This is a genomic window from Halospeciosus flavus (genome assembly GCF_029814175.1).
In the GTDB taxonomy this organism is placed as follows: domain Archaea; phylum Halobacteriota; class Halobacteria; order Halobacteriales; family Halobacteriaceae; genus Halospeciosus; species Halospeciosus flavus.
In genome coordinates this window covers 1,098,413-1,115,639 of sequence record NZ_CP122312.1, presented here as the reverse complement: position 1 = coordinate 1,115,639, position 17,227 = coordinate 1,098,413, and the positions used below count along the sequence as shown (strand labels likewise).

Sequence of the window (17,227 nt, the reverse complement as noted above, 5' to 3'; positions counted from 1 at the left end):
GCCCCAGCCAGCGCCTCCTTTGCCCGGAGTCACGCCGACGAGATACTCACGCGAAAGTCACCCACTGAAACAGCGACCACCCTATCGAGACCAGAGAGCGCGACGTGTCCAGTTCTCCGACTGGGACCGCAATCATTCCGCCAAAAATAGAGAAAATCAGCCCCCGACTCCCGAAATGGCCTACTCCTCGATGGAGAGATACGGGACTGTTGCCTGCTCTCTCGCTGAATACGCGAGTGCGTCAGCGTTCGAGATACCGTCGGGCGTCACGAGATCGATAACGTTCGGGTCCATGTCGTCATCCCGGCCACCGCCGAAGTGCCAGCCACCGACCTCTTTCTTCACGTCTCGGATGCGGCCATCACTATACCCATCCTGACAGAGGAGGAGCGGGACGAGCTCGCTCCCAGCTAAGTCACCGAGGACACTCTTCGGAACCTCGACGACGAACGCATCGATCGTCTGGTAAGCCTCAAGCGTCACGTCCGTCGAGACGACACTCCCGTCAGCGGCCTCGACACGTGGGCTGATGAATCCCTCAACGAAGAGGCGCTGCTGGTAGGGCTTCTCGAAGGTGACGTTCACATCTGTACGCGCCTGCGTCGTGCCATTGCTCGCATCAGGATCGCAGAAGTAGACCTGGAGCGTCTGGATGGAGAGTCCATTTCCACCCCACGGGTTCAGCAACTCACCAGCGATTCGCGTGACGAACTGGTAGGTCGACTCGGTCTCGTAGACGCCGAATGAAGTGAAGTCGAAGGCGCCGTCGACGAACACGTCTGCGGTGGGATAGACATACTCACCAGGACCGTGGTCGTCGCCTGCAGGATCCTCCCACGTCGCCACCTCCGTCCCGAGATCGAGGTAGGCAACGGACTTTCGCTCAACCGCTGTCCCAGCGGTGGTCACGTCACCACCATCGGACGCGACAACAGTGATGCGGGATTCCCCATCAGTGACGTCCACCTCCACGGCAAATTCACCAGCCCCATCGACCGACGTGTGAACAGTCTCGACTGGCGTCTTGACGACGACCTCGGACCCACTGGTCGATACCGAGACAGTCACCGTCTGCTCGCTAACGATCGCGGGCGGGAACTCGACGTCGAGCGTCGGGCCCTCAGGGAGGTCACCCGAAGCGTACCGCTGGCTGGTCACCGCAGGCTGTTCGACTGGCGCATCAACGTCAAGCGAGTGAGCGAGGCGGATAAACTGCGCCATACTCCAGGTCAGCGGCGTTGCCGACCCAGTGCCTTCACCGAATGCCCACCCATACGCAGTCGGGTCCTCACGGTCCCAGACCTGCTCGGGGATCATCAACCCGGAATTGGCGAACCCAGCCATCGCCCGGAGAAGCGTAGCCGGCTCAAGGGCCCCATCGGCGAGTAATTCGTACTCGGCGCGTTCACCACTGAAGATGGGCCAGAGTCGGCCCTGGCCTGCATTGTCGAGGGACCAGGGCGCTCCAGCCGGATATGCATCATCCGGATTCTGGCCTTGCTCACCGTAGCCGTCTCCATTGTATCGGTAAAACGCCGGACCCGAGGGCGTCTCGACACGAATCGTCTCGTCGACGACCTCGACGGAATTCTGAATGACGGGATTGTCTGCAGGCTTGACGCCCAGCCGAACGAGTTCGAGGAAGCCAGCGTCGATGACGTTCCGCTCATCGAGTGTCGGCCCACCGTTGTTGAGGCTCAGCGACGCCCCATCATCGGGGTCGCGATCGTCGTTGATTCGGAAGTAATAGGGCGTGTTCGTGTGGGCGTCGGTCCCGGTTTCGGTCGCCATCCACTCCTCGGTATGGCGCTGCCAGTGGTCCGCGAGCGCGAGATAGACGAGGGCGTCAGTGCGCTCTCCCTCGTCGGCGGCCAGGCTCGCCGCAGCGGTGAGCCCGGAAATCTCTGCGGCGATAGTCGACGGCGAGAGCCCCGATTCCTCCTCCCAGCGTTCCTGAGCCGTTTCGGGCCCATTCGCCACGACGTAGTCGGCCGAGCGCTGGACGTGCTCGTAGTCGTAGTCGACGTCATCGAAGCCAAGCCCGTGGCGTCGCTTCAGCTGATAGGCCATGATCGCGGGGAAGGAGATGTTGTCCATCTGCTCGCCGCCCCAGCGAGTCCGCCCATCGAGATAGGTGTTCTGCGGGAGGAAGCCATTCTCGCGTTGTTGGACCGTATAGAGATACTCGGTCGCCGCCTTCGCGGAATGAACGTCTCCCATCGCCTCCAGTGCCGTATACGCTTGATAGAGGTCACGCGACCAGACGTAGTTATACCCGTAGTCCTGTGGCTTGTTTGCCTGCACCGCTTCACCCCACGGCACCGAGGGACTGGCGATTCCCGCGCCGGGGTACTGCTTCGATTCGACGCCTTTCAGCACCATGGCGGCCATCTTGTACTGCGACTCCAGTACATCGTCGCCGCGAACCGAGTCCGGAATATCGAGGGCGTCGAGGTACTTGCGCCACGTCTTCGCGTAGCGACTGCGAACGTATCCGAACGAACGCTGAAGGGCACTCGCCGCCTGCTCTCGTGCACGAGTCTGGTCGCTCTCCGTTGCGAACCCGAGTGCAAGCGTATCGGTGACGTTCGAGACCCCGGATCCGAGTCGACCGACCAGCGCGACGTTCCCAGAGGACTGAGTATGGGTCGTCGATACCTGGCCGGTCTCGAGGAGCGACGAGATCACGTCACCGTCGACCACGTCGACTGTCGCCCACTCGAAGCCCGTCCGCGAGTCGAGTGCGAGCGCGACATTGTAGGGGTTGCCCTCGTCGTCGAGAATTACTGCATCGTCGTCGTTCGCACCAGTGTCCCGTGCAGTGAGTACGTTTCGAGGGCCGTTTTTCGTGTGGCCCTTTCCGTTCGACTGTTCGTGGCCCTTGCCGGTCGTGCCGTGTACGCCGTCGGTACGTACGACTTGTGCCGCATCACCCATCGCGGAATTCGAACACGCTGGGTCGAGAATCGCGTAGACGTCATAGCGGTTGCCACGGCCGTTAAACGAGACGTCAGCAAGAATGGCGTCACCATCAGGATCTGCAGCGTACTCGACAGTCAGCTGCCAGCCGCGGTCGGGATCGCGGGCGGTCTGCTCGAAGAGGAGCGCGTCGTCCGCACTCGGTTCGACGGATCGCTCGACTGGATCTGTGTCGGTTCGATCGACCTCGTGTGTTCGTGCTGTATATCCGGACTTCGAGTCGACGACGAGGAAATCGAGCGTCCGGACGTTCGCTAAGTCGGCACGGGGAAAGCGGACCTGCGTGAGCGCACCCTCAGTCAGCGCGTACCAGACACGGGATGGATCCGACTCCGCGTGATCCTGAACAGTCCCAAACCCGTACTGCTCGCCAGTCGTCCAATATCCACTATCTCCACCACTCGGTGCGCCGACTGCGGCCGCAACGTCCGTCCCGGCTGCGCCGAGGGCAGCGGTGGCACCGATCGTTTTCAGCAATGTCCGTCGTGTGTGCTGTGGCATTGAACGCCAGTCTTTAGAGTGTGACATTAACTCTTTCGCAATTGCGAGTGAATAATTATGACCTACCCAAGAGGGCGAGACAGTGGTTGCTTCGATAGGGGAACGTTCGTCGTCGAGAGTGGCTATAGTCGTGATAGTAGTGTGAAAGAGATCGATGGCGGTTAGTGACCATTCAGCCAACGAGGGCTACCCAGTGCATGTCCACGGAACGGCGATCCACAGTGCGAAAGGAACACTCCGAATCCCCATGTTGTCTTCTCGTTTTCGAGGATGGGGCCACCCCATCAACAGGGACACGTCGCCGAAAATCCTCGACGCCGAGCAGCGGCAAACGACGGGCCAGCAATTCCCACCGCGAGTCCTTCCCCCGAACTAGAGCTCGACTTCAGTCGCCTCACTCACGTCGAACCGGAGGACCTCGGGCTCGCCGGCGAGAAGGTCAGGAAGTTGTTCCTCGAACTCCTGGAAGTGTGCTGTCTGCGTGTGGTGTTCGAACGCCTCGACGTCTTCGTACTGCTCGAAGAACCGAATCGTGTTCTCGTCCTGGATGTCGGTCGTCGCTCGATACTCGATCATCCCGGGCTCTTCGTTCGACTGCTCGACGAGATCGGCTGCAAGGTTGAGGGCCGTCTCGCGTTTGTCCGGCTGAATCGGGAAGGCTGCGTGGAGTACGATCATGGGATCTGTTCCAGTTTCAAGGGGTTTAGCGAGGCGGATAATTGTACGGGACTGGGAGATTTTCCCCTCGATGAACGGGAGGGCATGAAACAGCGCTTCGTGAAAATGGAACTAAGAATAGCCACGAGAGCTAGCCACCACCCTGCAAACATTCATTGTTCACCCGAGAAACATATTCACTCGACATGGAGATTGATGCAGCCGTCATCAATGAAGAGGGTGGGGCCTTCGAGGTCGAGACACTCGAGATCGACGACCCCCGACCCAACGAGGTCCTTGTTCGCGTCGCCGGCGTCGGCGTGTGCCACACCGACCTCACCGTTCGAGACCAAAACTATCCTGCGCCACTCCCGATCGTCCTCGGCCACGAGGGATCGGGCGTCGTCGAAGACGTCGGCGAGAACGTCACCGGCGTCGAACCGGGCGACCGGGTCGTGATGAGCTTCGACTACGACGACGACTGCCGCAACTGCAACGATGGCCACCCGGCCTACTGCGAGGACTTCTTCGCGTACAACTTCGGTGGGGTGCGACCCGAAGACGGGACGACGCCGCTGTCGCGCGACGGCGAGGCGGTCCACGGCCGATTCTTCGGGCAATCCTCGTTCGGGACCTATGCAATCGCAACCGAGCGCAACGTCGTCCCGGTCAACGAGTACGAAGACGTCCCACTCGAACTGCTTGGACCGCTTGGCTGCGGGATCCAGACTGGGGCGGGTGCCGTCATCAACGTCCTCGATCCAGAGGCAGGCTCATCGATCGCGGTCTTCGGCGCCGGGTCGGTCGGCCTCTCGGCCGTCATGGCCGCGAACGTTGAGGGGTGTACGGACATCATCGCCGTCGACCTCAAAGACAGCCGTCGCGAGAAGGCACTCGAACTCGGCGCCACCGCAGCAATTGATCCGAACAATGTGGATGACGTCGTCGAGACAATCCGTGAACAGACCGACGGCGGTGTACAGTACGCCCTCGAGACAACTGGCGTGCCCGACGTCGCCGAGCAAGCGGTCGACGTCCTCACCCAGCGCGGCACGACAGGCATCGTCGGTGCACCGCCTCTCGGAAGCGAGGCCAGCTACGACATCAACGACCTCCTGATTAACGGCCGGGAGATCGTCGGCATCGTCGAGGGGGACGCACAGCCCACACAGTTTATCCCAACGTTGATCGACCTCTACCAGCAGGGAGAGTTCCCCTTCGACGAACTCGTCACCTACTACGACTTCGCGGACATCGAGCAGGCGGTCGCGGATTCCGAGGCCGGCGAGACCATCAAGCCGATTCTCCGGATGGACCACGACGAGGCGTAGGCGACTCCAAACCTGAAACTCTCGCCGCTCGGGATTTTCACGTCTTCAGGCAGGAGAGGATGTCACTAATGACCCGAATTCATAGAAGATCAAGGCGGAAACCCACGATTTTAGTCGTGGGTAGCTGACAAATCGGCTCAAATTCGCCGGCGCGGTCGTCATCGCTCATATCGAGAGCTGGTGGCGGGCCTCGTCGTAGGCGAGTGCGGCTTGGGCGACGGCGAGATTCTGCCGCGTCGTACGCCACGTGGTGAGGTCGTCCCAGCCCTCCGTCTCGTCGGCGTCGAGTTGCTGGGCGAGTTCCTCCGGTGACATCACGTCGTAGCGATCCTCGTAGCGCCGAATCTCGGCCTTCATCTCCTCAATGCTGTCAAGCAACTCCGGCCGATCGGCTTCCTCACGCAGCTCGCGGATTCGCGACATCAAGATCCGATCGCTGTTGCGCTTGTACAGCGTCGTTTGGCCGTCTTGCTCCGTCTCGGCGAACCCGGTGTTCACGAGGGATTTGCAGTGTCGACGTGCCGTCGGCTCGCTCACAAGGGCGCGGTCGGCGATCTCGGCTGCCGACTGCCCGTCGTGGGTTTGTTCAACGACTTCGTACACCCGCTCGAACGGTATGGTGTCGTCTTTCCAGTCTGCTTTGACCTGCTCGTTGACGTCGTCCCACGTCTCGGTCATACTGGGTGTTACGCAGGCCAGAGACGAATAATTTCTGAGGGAACTAATCTAACAGCAGTATTTGTACAGAAGCGTTGTCAGGCTACCTGCTCCCTACTCGTGGTGCGTCCGAACCGCTGTGGCGTGACGTTCCCTGTCTCCGCGAGTCGAGTGGCTGAGGAACTGTGACCGCATCCGCGAGTGCAGTAGCGTATCGGTCAAGCCCTTCGTCCACGATTCGCGCGCACCGTCGTGTTCCCAGTCGACGGTTGTGTAGGTCTCGGCGTCGAGATTCGCGATCAGACTCTCAACTCCCGGGGTTACCGCCAAGCCTCACGAAGTGCGATGAGGACGCCGCCGAGCATCGCGATATTCCCGAAGAAGGCAAGACGGTCGCCACTGCGCTCACCGGGCTCGTTGTTCCAGAAGTCGTGCATCGTCGTCGACACAACGGTGAGGAAGGTCGCGGCAGCCGCGGTCGCGAGCTTCGGCAGCCGCCAGAGCGCAATGCCGAGTCCCGCACAGACCATCGTCCCGGACGCGAGTGGCGCCAGCACGGAGGGCATCGGGACACCCTCCGAGTCAGCGTAGTCGATAGCGTCCTCGAGATCGCGGAAGTCCTCTGTGGCCTGAAGTGCGAGGCCGAGACCGAGCGCGATACGGCCGATACGTGAGAGCGAGGCACCACTCTCTGTTGAGTCGGACATACGGACCCCTTCCGGAGTCATCCTCAAAATACCTGTGGGGCCACTTATCGCCGGATACGCCGTTTCAGGAAATCCTGAACACACTCCTCGCGAGCAATCTCCCAGAAGTGCTGAAACAGGAACACACGATGACCCACTCAAGAAGACTCATTCACCGATGAGCGCTCTATACCCGACGTCGAGTCAGCCAGATTTTCGTTTCGCGACGTGAACGGCCTCGCCCTCCATCCCGTCGCCGCTGGCAATCGGGAAACCGAGGGGGAGGGGGCATCCGAGTGTAAACTTGGGCAGAACTACGACAGCCAGTGGCAAGTCGCCACTGTTAACCGAGCTGTCCAGTATGTTTTGAAGAATGGAGTTCAATACGGAACGACGTGAATTTCTCGGCCTAGCGGGGACAGGCACGGCGGCGGCACTCGCTGGCTGTAGTTCGATGCAGAACAACACCCAGCCAACCGACGACGGCGAGTCGTCGGGGAGTGAACCGACTGTAACCGTCGCGGTCAACGCCGACCAGCAGAAGCTCCGACAGCGCCAACAGGAGATTTCCTCCGAGTACAAAGCGGGCAACATCACCCGGAGCGAGGCCCGCAAACAGTTCCAGACGGCTCAGCAGAAACTCCGCGCAGAAGCCGTGAACACCTTTACCGCGCGTGCAAGCTCAAAATCGAGTCTCTCCATCGATAACTCGATCAAGCAACTCGGCGTCCTCCTCGTCACCGGCGCCTCGGCGGAGCTGATCAACTCACTCTCCTTTAGCGAAGTCAACGGACTGCTCCCAGCCCAAACGTTCCAGCAGGCGAAAGCGCAGGCAGCACAGCAGACCGAAACGACCACGAACTGAAAAATAGCGTAGCTCAGAGAGCTACTCGACGACTGCACTGTAGGTATCCAAGTAGCCGGACCCGTAGTACTTCTTGTTGTACTCGTCGGGAACCGATGCAACGCGTTTGAGAGTGCTCTTGAGCTGGTTCGCGTTATAACTGGGATTGACACTCTTGACCAGCGCAGTAGCGCCGGCAACTTGTGGGGCAGCCATCGACGTCCCGGCGTACCAGTCGTAGCCGTACGTCGCGCCCTGATACTCGCCGTCCTCACTGAATTCGGGCTCGGCGACGGTGTTCAACACGAGGTCGTAGTAGCGGTTGCCACTACTCTCGGGTGCATCGACAGCAAAGTTGCCTCCGGGTGCCCCGATGTCGACGGCGTTCGTGCCGTAGTTCGTGTAGTACGCGGGCGTATAGGCTGGCTTTTCAGTCCCTTCAGCCCCCCACTTGAACCCGATCGGGCCGGTTGCGCTCACAGTGAGGCCGCCTGCAGTTTCAGAGGAGTCACGCTGATCTTTGTCGAATTGGAGTGTGCCGCCCCAATTGCCACACGCGTGGGTGAGGACGGTCCCCTGCCGATTCGCGTAGGTCGTCGTCCGCTGCATCGCTTCGCCCCAGAATTCACCCCAGCCATCGCGGAACCGGAATGTCCATCCGAGACTCAGGTTTGCAGCATCGGCCCCGATATTGGCGCTGTAAACGATCGCGGCGAGGACGTCGCCCAGCCACGCTGAAAACCCGGCAGAGTGTGTTTCAGAGAACACACGTAGGTCGACGAGTTCGGTCGCCGGTGCGGAACCGATGACGCCGGATCCATTCTGATCGTTCGCTGCAACGCTTCCAGCCACATGTGTTCCGTGTGCTCCGCCGAAAGGACCCGGTGCCCCGTGTGGGTCTGGCGTGAAGTTCTTCGAGAGGTCAGCATTCACAGCGTGCTCCAGATCGGGATGGCCCGCACCGATCCCGGAGTCGATAATTGCGACACGAGTTCCCTCACCGCGAGTGACCTCGTGGGTCGCCGGGATTTGCTGGTCTTGTTTGTCCCACTGATAGGCGTACAAGTCGTCGCCCTCGGGCGGGTATTCAACACGCGACGACCGGGAACCTGTATGCGGGAGTCTGGGCGAATACTGCCTGTCGGGCACGTATCGCGCACCGACGAGTACGTCTTCCGTTGCACGGACGACGAGAAGACCGACCTCATCCAGTTCGTGAACGACCTCGACGTCGCGCTCACTGCGGAGACTTTGTCTGTCGACGATGAATCGGCGGGTCGACTCAGCACTAACGGCTGTCGAACCGAGGGCGAGTGCTCCCAATCCCGTACCGGTCGCCTTCAGGAATCGTCGACGATCTTGGGTCATCGTCGCCTCTGAATCCCCTCGCCGTACAGGGGAGTGTCGAAGTAGGTCTCGACACTCGTGTCGCCGAGACTGGGGTCGTCGGCCAGTGCTTCGAACGACTCGAGGAACCCGACTGACGTGAGCTGGAGCATCCGTCCGAGTGCCTTCTGCCCGAGGTCGTCAGTCTGGTAGGCTGTCTCGTAGAGCATCCCCGGGACACTATCGCCGCCGTTCGCGAAGTTCGGGCACATCCCGTCGAGATACGAGCCCCATAGCGGGTAGTAGCCGTATCGAGTGACGCTATCGAAGACACTGTTCCCTCGCTCGGCGAGTGCCTCAATCACGAGAGAGTTCAGTTTGATCGAGCGCGTACTCGTCTCCTCATCCAGGAATGGGTTGACTGCCTGCGAAACAGGCGTGTGGTCGTCCGGGAAGAACGGCGAGCGGTCGAGATAGGACTCGCCATACGACGCCATCACGCTCAGTAGGGTCTGCTTTGCCGGCTTGTTTCCGTCACCGCTGCCCGGATAGAGGTTGCCACCCTTGTGGTGGTGGGTAATGGCGTAATCGGGATCCGTCTCGTTAAAGGACTCGGTCACACCCCGGATTTCGGGAGCCAGCCGAAGACCACTCGCGAAGAGTGTATGGCCTTCGTAGGGCATATGCATAGCCTCCTCGTCCTCGCCCCACCAACTCGCTTCGTCGTCTGTCCGTGGGTTGAACTCCGAAGGTGGTCGGACGTTGAAGTCACGATTCATGTCATAGCCCGGGTCACCTCCCGGACTGTCGTAGTGATAATACGGTTCGTATCGAGAGTCGCCCTCCTCCCATGCCTGCGTGTTTTGTCGACGGGCGATCCACTCTTCTGACCCATCGCCATTGTAGTCGTAGTGGTACATCGCCCCGTAGGGGTTCACCCGTGGGATGATAGTGAATGAGAGATTGTCGAGAATATGGTCGACCTGCTTCGAGTCACTCAGGCCCAGTTGCTTGATGACCTTGAGTGCAACCTCGGTCCCGGTCGGCTCATCGCCGTGAATTTGAGTGATGAGGTGAACCTTCGTGTCGCCATTGCCGACTTTTACCTCCCAAACAGGGTCGTTTCGACCTGCGGAGCGAGCAATCTCTTCGAGCGAGACACGGCCACTACGTTGCTCGACTTTCGTGAGAGCCTTCGTGAGTTCCTCGTTCGTGTGGAACGCGTTCAGGTTGATCGAATTGGCGCTACCTTGCTTTGGTCCACCTGGACGGTAGGTATCCCCGTCAGGATTTGCGCTAACCGAGCCCGCGGCAGTCAGACCAAGCGATGCGATACCGGTCGTTTTCAGGAAATGTCTTCGTTGCATGATTAGTTGGTTGTTAGTTCGAATGTCGTGGGGACCGTTACTATACCCCAACTGTCTTTCTCAGACACCCACCTTATAATTAACCGATAATACATGTATTACTAAAAAGGTACTCTTAAGCCGTATTCTATCCATGAGTATCCATGGAACGACGTACGTACCTGAAGTCGGTCGGTGGCAGTGCAGTCGCTCTCACGCTCGCCGGATGTTCCGGTAACGGCGGCGGCGAGGGCACGACCACGACCGGAACTGGAACCACGACCGAGACGGCGACGACCATCACCCCCGGTACGGCGCCGGGTTTCCCGCCGTTCGAGATGAAGGAGGGCGACGAACTCGTCGGCTTCGACATCGACCTGCTCTCGGCGGTCGTCGCCGAGGCGGAGGGGTACCAACTCGGTGAGTGGCAGGAGTTCGCCTTCGACTCCCTCGTGCCCTCGCTCACGTCGAACAAGATCGACGTCATCGCCGCCGCGATGACCATCACCGACAAGCGCGAGCAGACGATCGACTTCACCAACCCCTACTACAACGCCGACCAGGCGATCCTCGTCCGTGAGGACGGGAGCTTCTCACCCTCGAAGCTCTCGGACCTCTCCGGGCACAAGGTCGGTTCCCAGTCCGGGACGACCGGCGAGAACATCGCGAAGGAACTCATCAAGGAGGGGACGCTCAAGGAGTCGAACTACAACTCCTACGACAGCTACGTCTTCGCGGTCCAGGACCTCCAGAACGGGAACATCGACGCGGTCATCCTCGACGTCCCGGTCGCCCAGACGTTCGCCGACCAGCGGCCAGTCGAGATCGCGTTCACCCACGAGACGGGCGAGCGCTACGGCTTCGGCATCCGCAACGGCGACGACGATCTCCAGTCGGCCCTGAACGAGGGGCTGGCGGCCGTCCGCGACTCCGGTCGCTACGAGGAGATCCGCAACAAGTGGTTCGGCTCCTCCAACCAGTAGCTGCTCCCATCTAGTCCTATCCCTTCACACTCCGTTTTTCAGTATGGCTCCCGCCTCGAGCCAGTCCTGATGAGAGCGTAGCTGGACTACGACGACGGCAGATCGATATAGAGACTGTACCGGTAGAGTTGCCCATCGTACCAGAGGAGCTTCCCGTTCGCCGCCCTGTCGACCGCACCGAGACCGAGGGCTTCGAGAAGCGTATCGAACCCGTCGGAAATCGGCGCCGTCTCCGTATACGTTTCCTGTCCGATCGCGTTCTCGAGAATGGCCTGGGCATCCGTCGGCAATTCGGCGGGCGCAAGCTCGGCGTCGATGCGCGACCCGAAGACCACCTCACGGAATCGCGCTCGTGAGTCAGCCACCTCGACGGCGAGTGCCGTATATGCCGTCTCGACGATTGGCTCGCGAGACACCCGGACACGGTAGGCCCACGTCCCACTCTCGGTCATCGTGACGACCCGCCCGTCGAGATCGCCGGTCACGAGCCGACTGTCGAGCTCTGCTGGGCGACGCAAGACATAGGTGTCCCCACGGAGCAACTCTGAGGTACTCGTCTCGCCACCAGTCTGAGCATGGCTGTGGAGGATCTTGAGCGCCCGCGCACTCGGCTGTTCGAGCGTATCGATCAGGACGGCATCCGAGGGCACCTCCTCTTTGGGAACCGGATCGACACGGACGAGGTGGCGTTCCATCCGCTTTCGCCCGGTAACGACGTGCTTCGTCTGGTAGTAGGTCCCTTCGCGAGTCACGTAGGCGTCACTCGGGAGCGGCATGTAGCCATACGTCGTGTGTCGTCCGTCCGGGAGAATCGCGTCGAGGGCCGTCCGAGCAGGCTTACCGAACAGTTCCCCATCACCCGGCCTGTAGAGTGCGTGGTCGACTGGGGAGGCCTCGATGGAGTCGATGGAGAGACTGTACTCGGTGGTCGACTTCCCACTACTGAGGACGGAATCTGTCGTACAGCCGGCGAGTGCTGTCAGCATCGTTGCACCGCCTGCTTGGAGGGCACGGCGTCGAGTGGAGAGCATAGCGGGTCATACTGGTGTTGAAACCCTCCCGCATTGATTGTTTCCACTCAGTCAGCCAAAACGATCGGACTGAACCCATCAACCATTCATCAGGACGTAAGCTCTTTGGCCCCGGTTTACACACTTACAGGGGAAGCCATGGTCCCCTTCACACGCCGCCACCTCCTCCACGTAGCCGTTGCTGGCCTCAGTGGCCTCGCCGGCTGCAACCAACTAACCGGCAACTCTGCACAGTCCTCCCGATCCGTCGACGAGAACGGCGGGATGAGCCAACATACGGCCGATTCGGCCACGGACCCGCCCACCGTGTTGCTCCGTGCTGACTCGGAGATCCCGCCGATCCGATCACCCAACTTCGAACGGGAAATGGATGGATCCGAAGGCGACCGACTCTCCTACCGGACGCAGAATTTGGTCATCAGCACACAGTCGAAAGCGGACGGCCTCACTGCCGACAACGAGGAGACCGTCTCCGAATTCGTCGCACAGACCGATTTCGACAGCGAGACACTATTCCTGGAGACAAATCTGGTCCAGGAGTGCTATCGGCTGCACCTCTGCCAGATCGCTTGGCGGCCGGACAGAATCGAGACCGACTACGCCCGCCAACTCCGACCGTACGACGAGCGTTGTGCAGTCGATAATCCGGTCTTCGAGTCCCGACTCTTCCGCCTCCCGGTCTCACTCGACGCCGACGCAATCGACTCCTTTGCGTCGAGCATTAGTGGTGGAGAATGCGACAGTCCCGGTATCGGCGCCGAGGGCTCCGGATCCAGCAGTGAGTCAACCACCGGTTCGTCCCACGGGGGTGCCTAGCGATGACCGACAGCTCGTCGCCGACGCGACGCGGCTTCCTCGCAGCAGTCGGTGGGACCGCCCTTGCAGGCTGCAGCAGCCTCGATGGACTCACCGGAGACTCCAAGCCGACCGTCTCGATGTACCGGCTACACGACATCACTGACGACAACGCGTCAGAGCCAATCGTCGTCAGGACACTCCCGGTGGCCATCGAACAGGCCCTCCTACACAAACGCCTGAACCGTGTGTCCGATCTCCTCGAACGAGTCCCCATCCCACTCAGTCAAGCCCAAATCCCGAATGGGGTGATTCGAGAACACCTCCTTGGCGCAGCCGATGAGGCGACGACCTACAGCCACAATGCTCGCTCGGCCCAATCTCGATTCATGGCCCTCCAACACCTCTCCCACGCACGCGAGAACGCTCGATACGTCGCGGCGGGATGGGCCTACGTCGAACACGACCGAACGGAATCGGAACTCCAGTCAGAGTACGAGCAAGCCGTCTCCGATGCCCGCTCACTCGAGCAGTCCATCGAGTATCGCGGCGACGACCCAGTTCGTGCGGCCCTCGTCTATTCCCACCTCGAACGAAATCTCGAGATCGTCCTCGACTACTCGGAGCCACACGTCTACGAGTCCAGTCCACTCTTGACCGTCGCCGAGTGGGGCGAACACGCGGAGTCTGCGCGTGCACGTACTGACGACACACAATACCTGTACGACCAGTATACCGCCTCGCTCCCGAAGGGTGCCAGCAACGTCAAAGACACACTCACGACGGCGGCCGAGACACTGGCAGCCCAACTCCAGCAGAAGCGTACAGCCCTCCCACCAGAACCGAACGAATACAACGAGGGTCCCGGTCCGCGGGTTAGCTACCGACTTCGGGACAGGGCCGACTCGAGTGCCCGAGACGTCGCCGAGCCGATTGGCCCAGCTCGTGCGGTCACGACTGCCGTCGAGGGATTCACGAATTTCGCGGCCTACGAGCAGGTCCGTACCAACCTCGAGAAGGACACAGACGCCTACCGCATCCAGAACGCCTCGGACGTTCGCGAGATACGCGACCAAGCACTGGCGTCGATTCGGACTGCCCTCAAGGAGAGCCCACGACCAGCCCTCGCTCGACCAGTACTCGCGGACGCAGCGATGTCTGTCGCCTACGCCGACAAATCGCTCGCTCGCCACAACGGAGAGGTCCGAGCGGCCCGGCTTTACGACCCGCTTCGACAGTACATCACGGCGACTGCACGGGCCCAAAACGTCTCGACCGCCTGCCAACAGGTCCTCGATGCCCTCAACTAAGGCCATGCAGACTGTGTCAGTCGACGAGGACCACCACCTCGCGTATACGGAGTATGGCGATCCCGATGGCGATCCAGCCGTGTTCTTCCACGGCACTCCGGGGTCACGCAAACTGGGCGCGCTCTTCGATACAGCCGCCCAGGAGTCTGGCGTCCGGCTTCTGGCCTTCGACCGACCTGGATACGGCTACTCGTCACCGTGGCCGACCCGCACCGTCCGCGACGCCGGTGCGTACGTGAGTACACTCCTCGACGACGCCAACATCCAAACAGCTCCACTCATCGCGTTCTCGGGCGGGAGCGCACACGCGCTGGCGACTGCAGCGACACATCCCCATCGAATCGACCGGGTCGACAGCATCGCCGGCGTGGTCCCACCACGCGTTCGGGACAGCACGCCGATGGTCCAACGACTCCTCGCAGGCCTCGCGACCACGACGCCGACCCTCCTTCGCGGGCTGTTTCGCGGACAGGCGTGGCTTGCAGCGCGTCTCGATCCATCGTTCGTCGTCGCGCAGTACACCGCGGACAGTATCGAAGACCCAATCCCGGATACCGTCGCAGAAGTCGTAAAAGCCGACTTTATCGAAGCGTTCGCCCAATCGCAGTCTGGCGCCGTAACCGAGTTCCACAACACAGCCACTGACTGGGACATCTCCCTTGACGCGATCGACGTCGACGTGTCCCTCTGGCACGGCGATGCGGACACGAACGTCCCGATTGCGGGAGCTCGTCGACTCGAAGCACACCTCCCCAGAGCAGACCTCCAAGTCCTCGATGGCGCGGACCACCTGCGGACGCTCCTCCGAAGCATGCGCGACGTGCTCACAGCAGCGCAAGACTATGGCCGCCCGACAGGCTCTAGCGTGGATCGATAGATGCGCACAAGATACTTGCCGACCGCACCTCGGGAGTGAGACATGAAGCGTCGCCAAGCTCTTCTTTCGGCTTGCACGGTGGTCGCCAGTGCAGGCTGCCTCGGGTTTGCTTCTCCACAGCCGGCGAAACCACGGCTCGCGTGGATTTGGCTCCTGAACGATCGAGATGGCCCGTACGAGGTTGACGTGGTCGTCGAGGACGATAGTGAGCAAGTTTTCTCTGACACCTACGAATTGGGAACAGAACCAGACACGGCGAATGTCCACGTGGACAACCCTGTTGATGGGGCCGGGCAGTACGTCGTCCGTGCAACAGTGAAGTACCTCGGGGACAAGCCCCGAGGCTTCGCCGTTTTGGGTCGCACCGCGCCCACAGGCGAATTTAATTCCCCTCGACCTTCCGCTTGCGCGGTCGGCTGGAATTAACACCCGAACACTCGCTGTGTCCGTGAGGGTCGGGGCCTCCACCAGCCCCCGACAACTCCCGTCTCACCGCCGTAGCGGGTTTTGAGAGGAGCCGCATTTCCATACTCCCGAACGACCAGCGAAGGCATTGAGGTCTTCAACGCCATACTTTGAGGGTTGTGTTCTGGCCGTTGCATCTTGCTACGTAACGTGGTTTGATGAATTCTTCGACGGGCTTCACCCTCGGGGTCAAGTGGTTCGAGAGACGAAGTCTCTCGTCATCACGGAAATCTTCGATTTCCGGACGACCCCGAGGCACTCGCCCTGCTCCGTCTGTAGATGGAGAAACCTACGAGGTGGATACGACGGCCGCCGTCGACGGAGATGAGAACTGTATCGGAGTACGGTTCTCACTGCTCAACAGCGGGAGTGTCGATCACTGGACGAAGTCGATGCAGCAGTGTTGACCGGACCAACTCAAACAGAGAGTGAGCATACTTTCGTGGAGAATAGTTCGGAATCGTCTGACACCAGTGAGTGGCGAAGCGGCCACCGCGCCGACCCCACGTCCAGAGCATCCCTCGAGCTTCTCTCGACGGCGAACACGAACTTCACACGACGACTTCGACGTCGGTGAAGAACTCTCGCTTGGCTCGCTTAGCTTCCGGGCCCTCTGGAACCAAGCCCGGAGCTATAGCCACGTCGTCGAACCGGCCGGGATCCGGATCGACCGAGTCAAGGAGCTCGGCGAACACTGGTCCGTCCCTCCCGGTAATGTGGATGAAGCCACCGTACTGCCGCTCTTCAGGCGACGATGTAGCCGGATTTGGAAACGCGTCCCGAATGCAATCGATTTGCTCTCGGAGGTACTGGGCAGCTTCGTGCTGTGAGTACTGGGCGTCGTCGTAGTAGTGTTCCAAGTTGTCGTCGTCGAGATCGTCCTCCAGGTGTGTCGTCGATTCGTAGCGGACTGCGTCGGCGGTAAGGTCGCCAGTGAGGAAACTGAGGTTGATCGTGAAGCTATCCGGGTATCGAAGAATGAGTAGGAAGAAGTACTGCTCGTCGACGGTATAGCGTTCCTGCAAGCGATAGTAGCACTCGAGATAGTAGGCTGCAAGAGCGCCAATCCAGTCGTCTCGCTCCCCGCTGAGGTATGCAGTCGCGACGTCGTGGTAGTTCTCCCCGGCGACCTGTTGCAACCGGTGGATGAAGCTCTGCTGCATATCCTCAATCTCATCCTCGTAGACCTCTGTGAGTGGGACATCCGGGTCATCGAGGAGTCTGCTTTTGCGCTCGCCGGCGGCCGCAATCCGCATCATATTCTCGTGGCAAGTCCGTTCAGCCTCAATATCGGGAAGTGGAAGCCGGATTTCCTGTTCGCGGAGAATCTCCGTCCCGGTCTCCATGCGTTCGTGCCACTCACTCATTGACGCTCTTCGGAAGCAGGTTGTTGGTTGAGTAGAGCTGGCGCTGTTGAAGCGTAGCGGGCAAGGGTGACG

Annotated in this window: 14 protein-coding genes; 6 read left to right on the top strand and 8 right to left on the bottom strand. The window is 60.6% G+C overall.

The window, feature by feature from the left end; translation table 11 throughout:
* Nucleotides 1-180: 180 nt before the first annotated feature.
* Both P0Y33_RS05830 and P0Y33_RS05825 read right to left on the bottom strand, forming a co-directional pair.
* Complete coding sequence (locus tag P0Y33_RS05830; RefSeq protein ID WP_279529608.1) at nt 181-3,480, bottom strand: glucodextranase DOMON-like domain-containing protein; 3,300 nt, start codon at nt 3,478-3,480, stop codon at nt 181-183.
* 372 nt (nt 3,481-3,852) lie between these two features.
* The gene (locus tag P0Y33_RS05825; RefSeq protein ID WP_279529607.1) at nt 3,853-4,158 is read right to left on the bottom strand and encodes a putative quinol monooxygenase; all 306 of its coding nucleotides are present in this window, start codon (nt 4,156-4,158) and stop codon (nt 3,853-3,855) included.
* Between the two features lie 185 nt (nt 4,159-4,343).
* On the opposite strand from P0Y33_RS05825, the gene P0Y33_RS05820 reads away from it, so the two are divergent.
* On the top strand, nt 4,344-5,468 hold the full coding sequence (locus P0Y33_RS05820) for an NAD(P)-dependent alcohol dehydrogenase (RefSeq protein ID WP_279529606.1): 1,125 nt from the start codon (nt 4,344-4,346) through the stop codon (nt 5,466-5,468).
* A 165-nt stretch (nt 5,469-5,633) separates the two neighbouring features.
* Here the strand turns inward: P0Y33_RS05820 and P0Y33_RS05815 are convergent, their stop codons facing one another.
* Together P0Y33_RS05815 and P0Y33_RS05810 are read right to left on the bottom strand one after the other, a co-directional pair.
* Nucleotides 5,634-6,146 carry a winged helix-turn-helix domain-containing protein gene (locus tag P0Y33_RS05815; RefSeq protein WP_279529605.1) on the bottom strand — a complete coding sequence of 171 codons (513 nt, stop codon included), beginning with the start codon at nt 6,144-6,146 and terminating at the stop codon, nt 5,634-5,636.
* 299 nt (nt 6,147-6,445) lie between these two features.
* A complete protein-coding gene (locus P0Y33_RS05810; protein WP_279529604.1) occupies nt 6,446-6,832 on the bottom strand; it encodes a DoxX family protein in 387 nt (128 codons plus the stop codon).
* A 352-nt stretch (nt 6,833-7,184) separates the two neighbouring features.
* Here P0Y33_RS05810 and P0Y33_RS05805 point away from each other — a divergent pair, with 352 nt between their 5' ends.
* On the top strand, nt 7,185-7,676 hold the full coding sequence (locus P0Y33_RS05805) for a twin-arginine translocation signal domain-containing protein (RefSeq protein WP_279529603.1): 492 nt from the start codon (nt 7,185-7,187) through the stop codon (nt 7,674-7,676).
* Nucleotides 7,677-7,697: 21 nt separating this feature from the next.
* Here the strand turns inward: P0Y33_RS05805 and P0Y33_RS05800 are convergent, their stop codons facing one another.
* Nucleotides 7,698-9,023 (bottom strand): S8 family peptidase, encoded by a 1,326-nt coding sequence (locus tag P0Y33_RS05800; RefSeq protein ID WP_279529602.1) that lies wholly within the window; start codon nt 9,021-9,023, stop codon nt 7,698-7,700.
* Nucleotides 9,020-10,348, bottom strand: a complete 1,329-nt coding sequence (locus P0Y33_RS05795; RefSeq protein WP_279529601.1) for a M14 family zinc carboxypeptidase — start codon at nt 10,346-10,348, stop codon at nt 9,020-9,022. The genes P0Y33_RS05800 and P0Y33_RS05795 overlap by 4 nt, the downstream gene beginning before the upstream one ends.
* A 143-nt stretch (nt 10,349-10,491) precedes the next feature.
* Here P0Y33_RS05795 and P0Y33_RS05790 point away from each other — a divergent pair, with 143 nt between their 5' ends.
* Nucleotides 10,492-11,310, top strand: coding sequence for a basic amino acid ABC transporter substrate-binding protein (locus tag P0Y33_RS05790; RefSeq protein ID WP_279529600.1), 819 nt, complete (start codon nt 10,492-10,494; stop codon nt 11,308-11,310).
* An 86-nt stretch (nt 11,311-11,396) separates the two neighbouring features.
* Here the strand turns inward: P0Y33_RS05790 and P0Y33_RS05785 are convergent, their stop codons facing one another.
* A complete protein-coding gene (locus P0Y33_RS05785) occupies nt 11,397-12,296 on the bottom strand; it encodes a hypothetical protein (protein ID WP_279529599.1) in 900 nt (299 codons plus the stop codon).
* 183 nt (nt 12,297-12,479) lie between these two features.
* Between P0Y33_RS05785 and P0Y33_RS05780 the strand changes: the two genes are divergently transcribed.
* Genes P0Y33_RS05780 through P0Y33_RS05770 form a run of 3 tightly spaced genes read left to right on the top strand, consistent with a single transcriptional unit; the run spans nt 12,480 to nt 15,323 of the window.
* On the top strand, nt 12,480-13,157 hold the full coding sequence (locus P0Y33_RS05780; protein ID WP_279529598.1) for a hypothetical protein: 678 nt from the start codon (nt 12,480-12,482) through the stop codon (nt 13,155-13,157).
* Nucleotides 13,158-13,159: 2 nt separating this feature from the next.
* Nucleotides 13,160-14,446: a hypothetical protein gene (locus P0Y33_RS05775; RefSeq protein WP_279529597.1), complete on the top strand. Its 1,287-nt coding sequence runs from the start codon at nt 13,160-13,162 to the stop codon at nt 14,444-14,446.
* 4 nt (nt 14,447-14,450) lie between these two features.
* Nucleotides 14,451-15,323, top strand: coding sequence for an alpha/beta fold hydrolase (locus P0Y33_RS05770; RefSeq protein ID WP_279529596.1), 873 nt, complete (start codon nt 14,451-14,453; stop codon nt 15,321-15,323).
* A 1,016-nt stretch (nt 15,324-16,339) separates the two neighbouring features.
* Here the strand turns inward: P0Y33_RS05770 and P0Y33_RS05765 are convergent.
* Nucleotides 16,340-17,155: a hypothetical protein gene (locus P0Y33_RS05765; RefSeq protein ID WP_279529595.1), complete on the bottom strand. Its 816-nt coding sequence runs from the start codon at nt 17,153-17,155 to the stop codon at nt 16,340-16,342.
* Nucleotides 17,156-17,227: the final 72 nt, after the last annotated feature.

Excerpts from the sequence above, each read along its gene's own strand:
- P0Y33_RS05830 (WP_279529608.1), bottom strand. The coding sequence starts at position 3,480 with ATGCCACAGCACACACGACGGACATTGCTGAAAACGATCGGTGCCACC.
- P0Y33_RS05825 (WP_279529607.1), bottom strand. The coding sequence starts at position 4,158 with ATGATCGTACTCCACGCAGCCTTCCCGATTCAGCCGGACAAACGCGAG.
- P0Y33_RS05820 (WP_279529606.1), top strand. The coding sequence starts at position 4,344 with ATGGAGATTGATGCAGCCGTCATCAATGAAGAGGGTGGGGCCTTCGAG.
- P0Y33_RS05815 (WP_279529605.1), bottom strand. The coding sequence starts at position 6,146 with ATGACCGAGACGTGGGACGACGTCAACGAGCAGGTCAAAGCAGACTGG.
- P0Y33_RS05810 (WP_279529604.1), bottom strand. The coding sequence starts at position 6,832 with ATGTCCGACTCAACAGAGAGTGGTGCCTCGCTCTCACGTATCGGCCGT.
- P0Y33_RS05805 (WP_279529603.1), top strand. The coding sequence starts at position 7,185 with ATGGAGTTCAATACGGAACGACGTGAATTTCTCGGCCTAGCGGGGACA.
- P0Y33_RS05800 (WP_279529602.1), bottom strand. The coding sequence starts at position 9,023 with ATGACCCAAGATCGTCGACGATTCCTGAAGGCGACCGGTACGGGATTG.
- P0Y33_RS05795 (WP_279529601.1), bottom strand. The coding sequence starts at position 10,348 with ATGCAACGAAGACATTTCCTGAAAACGACCGGTATCGCATCGCTTGGT.
- P0Y33_RS05790 (WP_279529600.1), top strand. The coding sequence starts at position 10,492 with ATGGAACGACGTACGTACCTGAAGTCGGTCGGTGGCAGTGCAGTCGCT.
- P0Y33_RS05785 (WP_279529599.1), bottom strand. The coding sequence starts at position 12,296 with ATGCTGACAGCACTCGCCGGCTGTACGACAGATTCCGTCCTCAGTAGT.
- P0Y33_RS05780 (WP_279529598.1), top strand. The coding sequence starts at position 12,480 with ATGGTCCCCTTCACACGCCGCCACCTCCTCCACGTAGCCGTTGCTGGC.
- P0Y33_RS05775 (WP_279529597.1), top strand. The coding sequence starts at position 13,160 with ATGACCGACAGCTCGTCGCCGACGCGACGCGGCTTCCTCGCAGCAGTC.
- P0Y33_RS05770 (WP_279529596.1), top strand. The coding sequence starts at position 14,451 with ATGCAGACTGTGTCAGTCGACGAGGACCACCACCTCGCGTATACGGAG.
- P0Y33_RS05765 (WP_279529595.1), bottom strand. The coding sequence starts at position 17,155 with ATGAGTGAGTGGCACGAACGCATGGAGACCGGGACGGAGATTCTCCGC.